Annotated in this window: 5 protein-coding genes and 2 pseudogenes; 1 reads left to right on the forward strand and 6 read right to left on the reverse strand. The window is 59.6% G+C overall.

What is annotated here, in order from left to right:
• Nucleotides 1-63 precede the first annotated feature (63 nt).
• Nucleotides 64-660 (forward strand): annotated as a pseudogene (locus WS75_RS12365) (NAD(P)H-dependent oxidoreductase).
• On the opposite strand, the gene WS75_RS12370 reads toward WS75_RS12365, so the two are convergent.
• The 6 genes and pseudogenes from WS75_RS12370 to WS75_RS12385 all read right to left on the reverse strand — a co-directional run.
• Nucleotides 611-2,485 (reverse strand): PAS domain-containing sensor histidine kinase, encoded by a 1,875-nt coding sequence (locus tag WS75_RS12370; RefSeq protein WP_082729577.1) that lies wholly within the window; start codon nt 2,483-2,485, stop codon nt 611-613. The pseudogene WS75_RS12365 and the gene WS75_RS12370 sit on opposite strands and share 50 nt — an antisense overlap.
• A complete protein-coding gene (locus WS75_RS31985) occupies nt 2,466-3,788 on the reverse strand; it encodes a M17 family peptidase N-terminal domain-containing protein (RefSeq protein ID WP_082729578.1) in 1,323 nt (440 codons plus the stop codon). The genes WS75_RS12370 and WS75_RS31985 overlap by 20 nt, the downstream gene beginning before the upstream one ends.
• A 105-nt stretch (nt 3,789-3,893) precedes the next feature.
• A complete protein-coding gene (locus WS75_RS31990; RefSeq protein WP_156429769.1) occupies nt 3,894-4,268 on the reverse strand; it encodes a BON domain-containing protein in 375 nt (124 codons plus the stop codon).
• A gap of 297 nt (nt 4,269-4,565) precedes the next feature.
• Nucleotides 4,566-5,051 (reverse strand): DUF3331 domain-containing protein, encoded by a 486-nt coding sequence (locus WS75_RS34925; protein ID WP_082729580.1) that lies wholly within the window; start codon nt 5,049-5,051, stop codon nt 4,566-4,568.
• A gap of 78 nt (nt 5,052-5,129) precedes the next feature.
• On the reverse strand, nt 5,130-6,605 hold the full coding sequence (locus tag WS75_RS12380; protein ID WP_059680723.1) for an alginate export family protein: 1,476 nt from the start codon (nt 6,603-6,605) through the stop codon (nt 5,130-5,132).
• A 100-nt stretch (nt 6,606-6,705) separates the two neighbouring features.
• Nucleotides 6,706-6,912: pseudogene (locus WS75_RS12385) on the reverse strand (DUF1275 domain-containing protein); the annotation flags it as partial.

Genomic DNA, 6,912 nt, shown 5'->3' on the forward strand with positions numbered 1-6,912 from the left:
AGTCGATGGATGCCCGCGCGTCACGAAATGCGGCGTTCCGGGCAGGCGGCACGCCGGGGTAAGATGAACATTCATTCCGCCGCTTCGCTGCCCGCAGAGGTACGCCGAGAGATCTCCCGACTCGAGCAGGCCGATCTCGTGCTGTTCCAGTTTCCGATCTGGTGGCATGCGGCGCCCGCGATGCTGAAAGGCTGGTTCGATCGCTTGTTCGAGAATAGTGGCCTGTAAACGGGCAGCCGCTGCTGCGGCCGGCGGGCGGTCTGCTCGGTCACGACCGGTGCGCCGGCCGCAATGTTCGGCCCGGGCGGGCGCAGCGGCTACATCGGGCAGCTGCCGTGGCCGATTCATTACACGATGCATTACATGGGGTACGACGTGCTGACGCCGGTGCTCGCGCATGGCCTGCAGGACGCGCGCAGTGGCTATACGTATCAGGACCAGGCAGCGCTGACGGCCGAACTGGCCGCGCATCGCGATCATCTCGCGCGCGGGCTCGCGTACGGGCAGACGGAATGGCCGCTGCGATTTCCGGGTTGGGACGACTGGGACGAACACGGGGTGCTGAAACCCGAGGTCACCGAGTATGACCGGATCGTGCGGGGTTGCGCGGTCAAGATTCAGTCATTGCCAACCGCCCATTCCTCGGCAATGTCAAAATAAAGGTGCAGCCCTTTCTCGGTCGGCTGAGCAGTTCGATGGTTCCCCCATGTCGCTGAGCGACCGTCTTGACGAACGCGAGCCCAAGCCCAACGCCCGGAGGACACGAAGGCATTCCGCTTCGCAAACGCCGGAACGGCTCGAATAAATCTTGCTGCGCTTCAATCGAAATGCCGGGCCCGCAGTCGGACACCGCGATCGCATACCCTTGCTCAACACCGTACAGCCGCACGGTCACCACGCCCCCCCTAGGGCTGAACTTGATAGCATTGCTCACGAGGTTGGAAATCGCACGCGTTAGCAGGAAAGGCTCCACCTCGGCGATGCAGACTTCGTCATCCATGTTCACTTCGAGCACGATACTCCGTGCTTGAGCCTGCGCCCACATTTCGTCTACGGCATTGAGCACAATGCCGTCGATATGCGTTTCCACAAGCGACCATGTCGGCTTTTCTGCGCGCGCCAACTGCACGAATTCCTCCGCCAACTCAAGCGTCCGGCGCGCATATCCCGCAATTCGATCTAGCATATTATCAGTAGTCCTACCATGCCTGGCGGACTTCTCAAGTTCGATCAATGCCAGGATTGAAGACTGTGGCGAGCGCATATCGTGAGAAAGGAAGTGTAGCCACTCCTCTCGACGCTGTTCCGCCAAACGAGTTTTCGTAATGTCGAGCACAAACCCGACGGTTCGCTTGGCAATCCCATTTTCATACTGTAGATAAGCAGCCGATTGAAGCCATCGAATCTCACCATCGGCATGGATGATTCGGTACTCGACCGCATCGTCTCCTCCCATGGCGGCCCGCGTCATATCAACGGCTATATCGACGTCATCGGGGTGAACCAAGAGTCGGAGCTGGTCGAGCGAGACGATGGGGTGACTCAGACTACGTCCCATGGTTCGATACCAGTTCTCATCGCACCGCAGCGTGTCTGAAACAATGTCGTAATCCCAGACCCCCAAGCCTCCGACCCGCGCCGCGATCGCGAGACGCTCTTCGTTCTGGCGAAGCAACTCGAGTGCGACGCGTTCTCGCGTGACGTCTCTCGAAACACAGAGAATGGCTGTCGTTGTTCCGTCAGCGTCCAGTATCGGCGTCAGCATATTGTCCCAATACTGCGCGTCCTTCCCCGGAATGACGCTTCGCCCCGAAAACCGGCTAAAAACACCTCGTCTTGCAACGTCGAGCGCCGCATATCCCTCGGCCCAAACGTCTTCGGGCAGCAGCGGCAGCCACGGCATACCAAGCTCAGCACCTTCATCAACGCCCAACGCGCGACATCCGGCACGGTTCATGTACAGCAAGTTTCCACCAGGCGCGATCAGTTTGATGCAGTCGACGCTGACGTTCAGAAGATCTCCTTGAATCGATACCCGGCTCTTCAGATCAGCTTCTTTCACCTTCAATTCATGAATATCCGTGGATGTGCAAAGCCAACAGTCATGCACTCTATGAAGATTGACGATGAACCATCGGCCAACGCCACGAGAATCAGCTAGACGGCACTCGATCGCCACATGATCCCGATCGGACTGCGTAGCTTGAAGTTTGGAAAGAACATTGCATCGGTCCACCACGTGCACCAGTTCTATCCACTGGAACGATCGCGACGTCTCCATGCGGCACCCCGCATAGACTCGCCATGCATCGTTGATGCCCACCACCTCGCCACTCTGATTGAAACAGCACGCCGGTGTCTGAAGGGCATTGATCAGCCCGTCAGTCTGAAATACATCGTCGCTTCCTGAACGAGTTTGTTCTGTCAAAACACCTTGGTAATTCGGGATAAAGCCTGGAGGGCAGCTACGATCTGGATTGTGCATGTACGTCTCGGACAAATCCTTCCTGGTCGAAAAAAATCAACATCCTCAACTTGCACATATGCCTCGTTAACGCGAACTCAGAATGCCGAGTACCCCAAAAAGTATCAATAGGTAGTGACCTGTGCACTTTCATGGGACGAATTTCCAGCAGAGCTCCTGTGTCGCAGCCCCCCACGAAGCTCGGGAAATCACACCTGGAGCAAACACAACCACAATCGCGCAGAACATGGATCAACATACCGAAATCAATAATCCGCTCATGCTTCCCGGAGACTGACGACCTATCCGGGTGGAAGTGACTTAGGTGCCGTGTTTTGCCCTTGATCGCGTTATCGATAAATGCCGCTATCGATCGGGCGCATCCCGACCGATAGCGGTGACGCATGCTTCGCAGCGTCCATCCAATGGCACTCGCCGACCGGGATACTCGAATGCCGACCGGTTTCGTCACACCTCGACGTCGAAGCTGTGCAATCAAAGTTTGAGGCGCCGGTCGACCAAAGTTGCGACCGGCTGCCGAATTGTGGTACTGCAAGCCGCCGCACAACGCGCTCGTGACGAACGAGAGCACGAATTCGACATCGCGAATGGCGGGTCGGCCAGACACCCACGGAACATACCGGTGCGGGTCAGCGCTCGCGCCGCGTGTTTGAGCCCTGCGTTCCGACACGAACGCGCAGCGCGCGAATCCAGCATCCTGAGCTCGCGCGCTCACAAGCGCGGCTCGGAAATGTTCCACGACGCCGTCGAAACGCGACGCCCCGACATCGAAGACCCAACGGCGCAGTGACGGTACTGCGGCAAGACCCAGCTCCGCGAGCCGGTATTGCGTGTCGATCACGCTCAGCACGGCCTTCACCATGACTGCCGGCATGCCTTCTGTGACGGCGGTCGTCAGCCCGCCGTCGAGTATGCTAGGCGCGAAGGCTGCACTTTCGGCCCCTTGCTGTATCGCTGTCCGGGCAGCCATGGCGGCAGCATCCGCCGTTCGTTCAATCGTCCAGCTTGCGGGATCACCGAGCCCGATCAGCAGCAACGTACCCGCGGCGATGCTCTCGGGCGGCTGGCTGATCAACAGTGTCTCCATCGGTGAGGCCAGAAAAAGACCTTCGCGCCGCAAGCCTGTGAGTGCACCCGACAGCGCGATGTCGAGATGGCGGAGGCCGCCCGTCGGGCCGTCGTCGCTCGCTTCATGGGCAAACATGCAGCCACTGGAGAGATCGACTTGTGCAGCTACGCCGTCCCAAGCTGCAACTTCGAACGACACATCCCGCCAACTGCCGAAGATCTGTCGAGGAACCATATCGTTTCTCCCGTAAAGTCAGTTCACGACGGACTCGCCATCGAGAACGCATCCAGTGTGGGACTGGAGGCGTTCCGACAGGCGAAAAATTTCTATCGAACGCCATTACTGGCCGTTGTCATGCACACTCAACTGATTGTTGATTTTCGTTACGCCAGCGACAGATTTGGCCGCATTAGCCGCCATCTCAATCTGAGCCGCTTCGGGGACGGTGCCAGTGAGCGTCACGGTACCGGATTTCACTATCACCTTGATATGCATTTGATTGAGGTCGTGCGTACGCGTGAAAGCATGTCGTACGTCCTTCGCAAGCTTCCGATTCTGGGCTCGGACAGCTTTATGATCAGTGCCTGCAGGAGATGCTGCATTCGTGCCGGCATTGGCTTGCATAGTGTTGTCAACTTGATCTGTTTGCGCCATAGCCGACGGACCGATAAAGACGAGAGCTGCGGCAAGTACAAGATTGGACATACGGATCATCGCAATGCTCCTAATGTAAATAGTAAGAATAACCAACTACACGATCAGCCCCGATCTTGTTAGCGCTTCGAATCGGCCGAACGAAATCGTCCATGGGATAGACAATTTTCCGGACCGAGGCGGGGGTCTCTGAAAAATGATCGGCTGATGTTGCTTGACTACCCAAAATGAAAATCGGCAACCTCCGCTGGCTGCGAACGTAAGAGGCGCGATGATGCGCATGTCCTCCAGCAGCTCTTATGTACGATTGGTCAATATCCGGGCGACCCGACTCGCCGTCAGCATGACCTTGTCTTATTACGACATCCTTAGCACCGTCGCCAATATCATGGCCTTTGCATTTGACGGAACCGGGCGTCCGGTTGGTTTGAATATCTCGTAGCCGGGAACAATTTTACTTCCGGAAAGCGCGCAAACTCCGGGACGCGCTGCTCGCGCCAGACGCCAAATCTGCTCCCCATAGTGAGTCCGTCCTGGTTCTACCCATCGCACCAGCAACGTGGCGCCCGAATACTCCAAGATCTGCACTCGGGGACGTATCAAAGGCCGATAGACCGACTCGAGAGCAGAGGCGAGAATCATTCTTCCATACGCCGACTGACCTCTCGGACTGAACACCGGCTCACCGCATATGATCTTCGCCCCCGAAAAGGAACATCGCCCCGAACGAAGCGCACGACCTGGTGTCCAGAGCTGCTCCTCGTCATCGACCTGCCCTTGCTTATGCCAGCGCAAGAGCAACAGGTCGTCCGAATACGTCAGTATCTGCACCAATCCGCTCATTTGTCGTCCTCCGCTCCGAGGTGACGCGGTATTACCCGCCTCGCGAGATCACCGCTCCCGATGGATCACATCCCACGCCTACCAACCGTACTTAAGCTCAACGCCGGCATAGTCGGCGTTGTGTCCGCCCGCCTGTCGAATCGCGTCGCCGACCTGGAAGTGCACGGCCTCGACCGCGCCGATTAGGTTCGCGGCGATCGTCCAGTCCGCACGCAACTGCACGTACATGCCCGTCCACAGGCCGCCCTTGCCTGCCGTGCCCGGCACTGCGACGTTGGCCTGCTGATAGACGGCGTCGCCAGTCGTCTCGCGCCACTGGAAGCCCAGCGCGCCGAGCAGCGACAGGTTCGCAGACGGTTTCAGCGTCACGGACGGCTTCACGTGAAACATGTTCGAGTAGCCCGTGTAGCCGGCCAACGTAAAGTAGTAACCGTTCGGAAACAGCGCGTTGAAGGTGCCGACGCGGCCGTCGTGCGGATGCCGGTCACCCGAAGCCGCATCGACCTGCAGCGCGACGCGCGGCGACCACGGCGCATCAAGCCGGTAACCCGCGATCGAGCCGACGGCCCACGCAGCAATCGTGTTGTTACCGACCGTCCCGGTCTGCAGCATCGTTTCGAGATCCCAGTCGAAGCGCCCTTGCGTGCCGGTGTAGCGCAGGTCCCACACGTCGCGACGCTCGCGGCCGGTCGCATCAAGGAAACGCGCATTGCTTCGGTTGTAGCGCGACCAGTATCCCGACAGGTCACCCGGCCCGGCCGACTGCCGCTCAAAACGCACACCGCTGAACGTGAGGTCGCGATTCGACGCGTCGTCAAATGCAGACATGGAGCGGTTCTGCACCGGCTGCGTCGCGTATCCGATGAAGCGCCATTTCTGGTATTCGTAGGCCACCCAGACCGCGTCGAACGCCAACCGCACGTTCGGGCCGTCGCGCGTAGCAATGAAACGCTGCAGGTCGAACGCCATCTCCTGCCGGCCGACGCGGAACTTGAACGTGCCGCCGCCCAGCGCGCCGGTGTAGGTTGCGAATGCCTGTTCGAGATCGAGCGGATTTTTGTCGACCGCCGTGATCGTGTTCTTGCCGAACGCGCGATCATCCTGCAATTGCACGAAGAACTGCCAGTGCTGGCGGAGATGCGCATCTGCATGCACTTCGACGCGCTGGATCAGGTATGTATCCGATTGCGCGGAACCGATGCCGAACAGCGGCGCGTTGTTGGTTTCCAGCCGCTCGCGGAGGTTCACACCGAGCGACAAATAGGACGTCGGATCGTTGCCGAGCGGAATGTATTTCAGCCCATCGAGCGGCTGGCGCGGCACGCACGGATTCGCGAGCACCGACCAGTCTTCTTGCCAGCGGTTGAACAGTACGACCGGCCGCGTGGCGGTACATGTGCCGGTAGCCGTGCCGCCGCCAGCCACCGTGTCCGATGCGGAGGCACCCGCCTCATCGTCCGCGCGACTCGCACTCGCCCACGTCACCAGCATCCCGGCAACAATAGACACGCTGACAGCCGCGCCGATCCGTCGGCCGCGCATCGTGGTGGACATCAAGTTTTTCCTTTCCATTGCCGGCTCACATCGTAGTGTCATCTCGCACGGCGCGCCGAATGCGAGCGGCGTGCACCTCCTCTTCGAACCGGATCACGCGCTAGGCCGCGGTCTGCGCTTCTCCGCCTGCCGTCACTGCGAGCCACGCGAGCGCGGCCGACGGCGCGAGCAATGCAAGGAAACCAGCGTAGCGGAACCCTAGAGCGCCGCACGCCGCGCCGAGCGCGAACGCGACGATCGCCGGCAGCATCTTGCCGAAGCGCGCCCGCGCCGCCGCGCGCGCGGTGTCTGCGGTGCCGGCCGACAG

The sequence above is a fragment of the Burkholderia sp. FL-7-2-10-S1-D7 genome (assembly GCF_001524185.1).
Lineage (GTDB): Bacteria > Pseudomonadota > Gammaproteobacteria > Burkholderiales > Burkholderiaceae > Burkholderia > Burkholderia diffusa.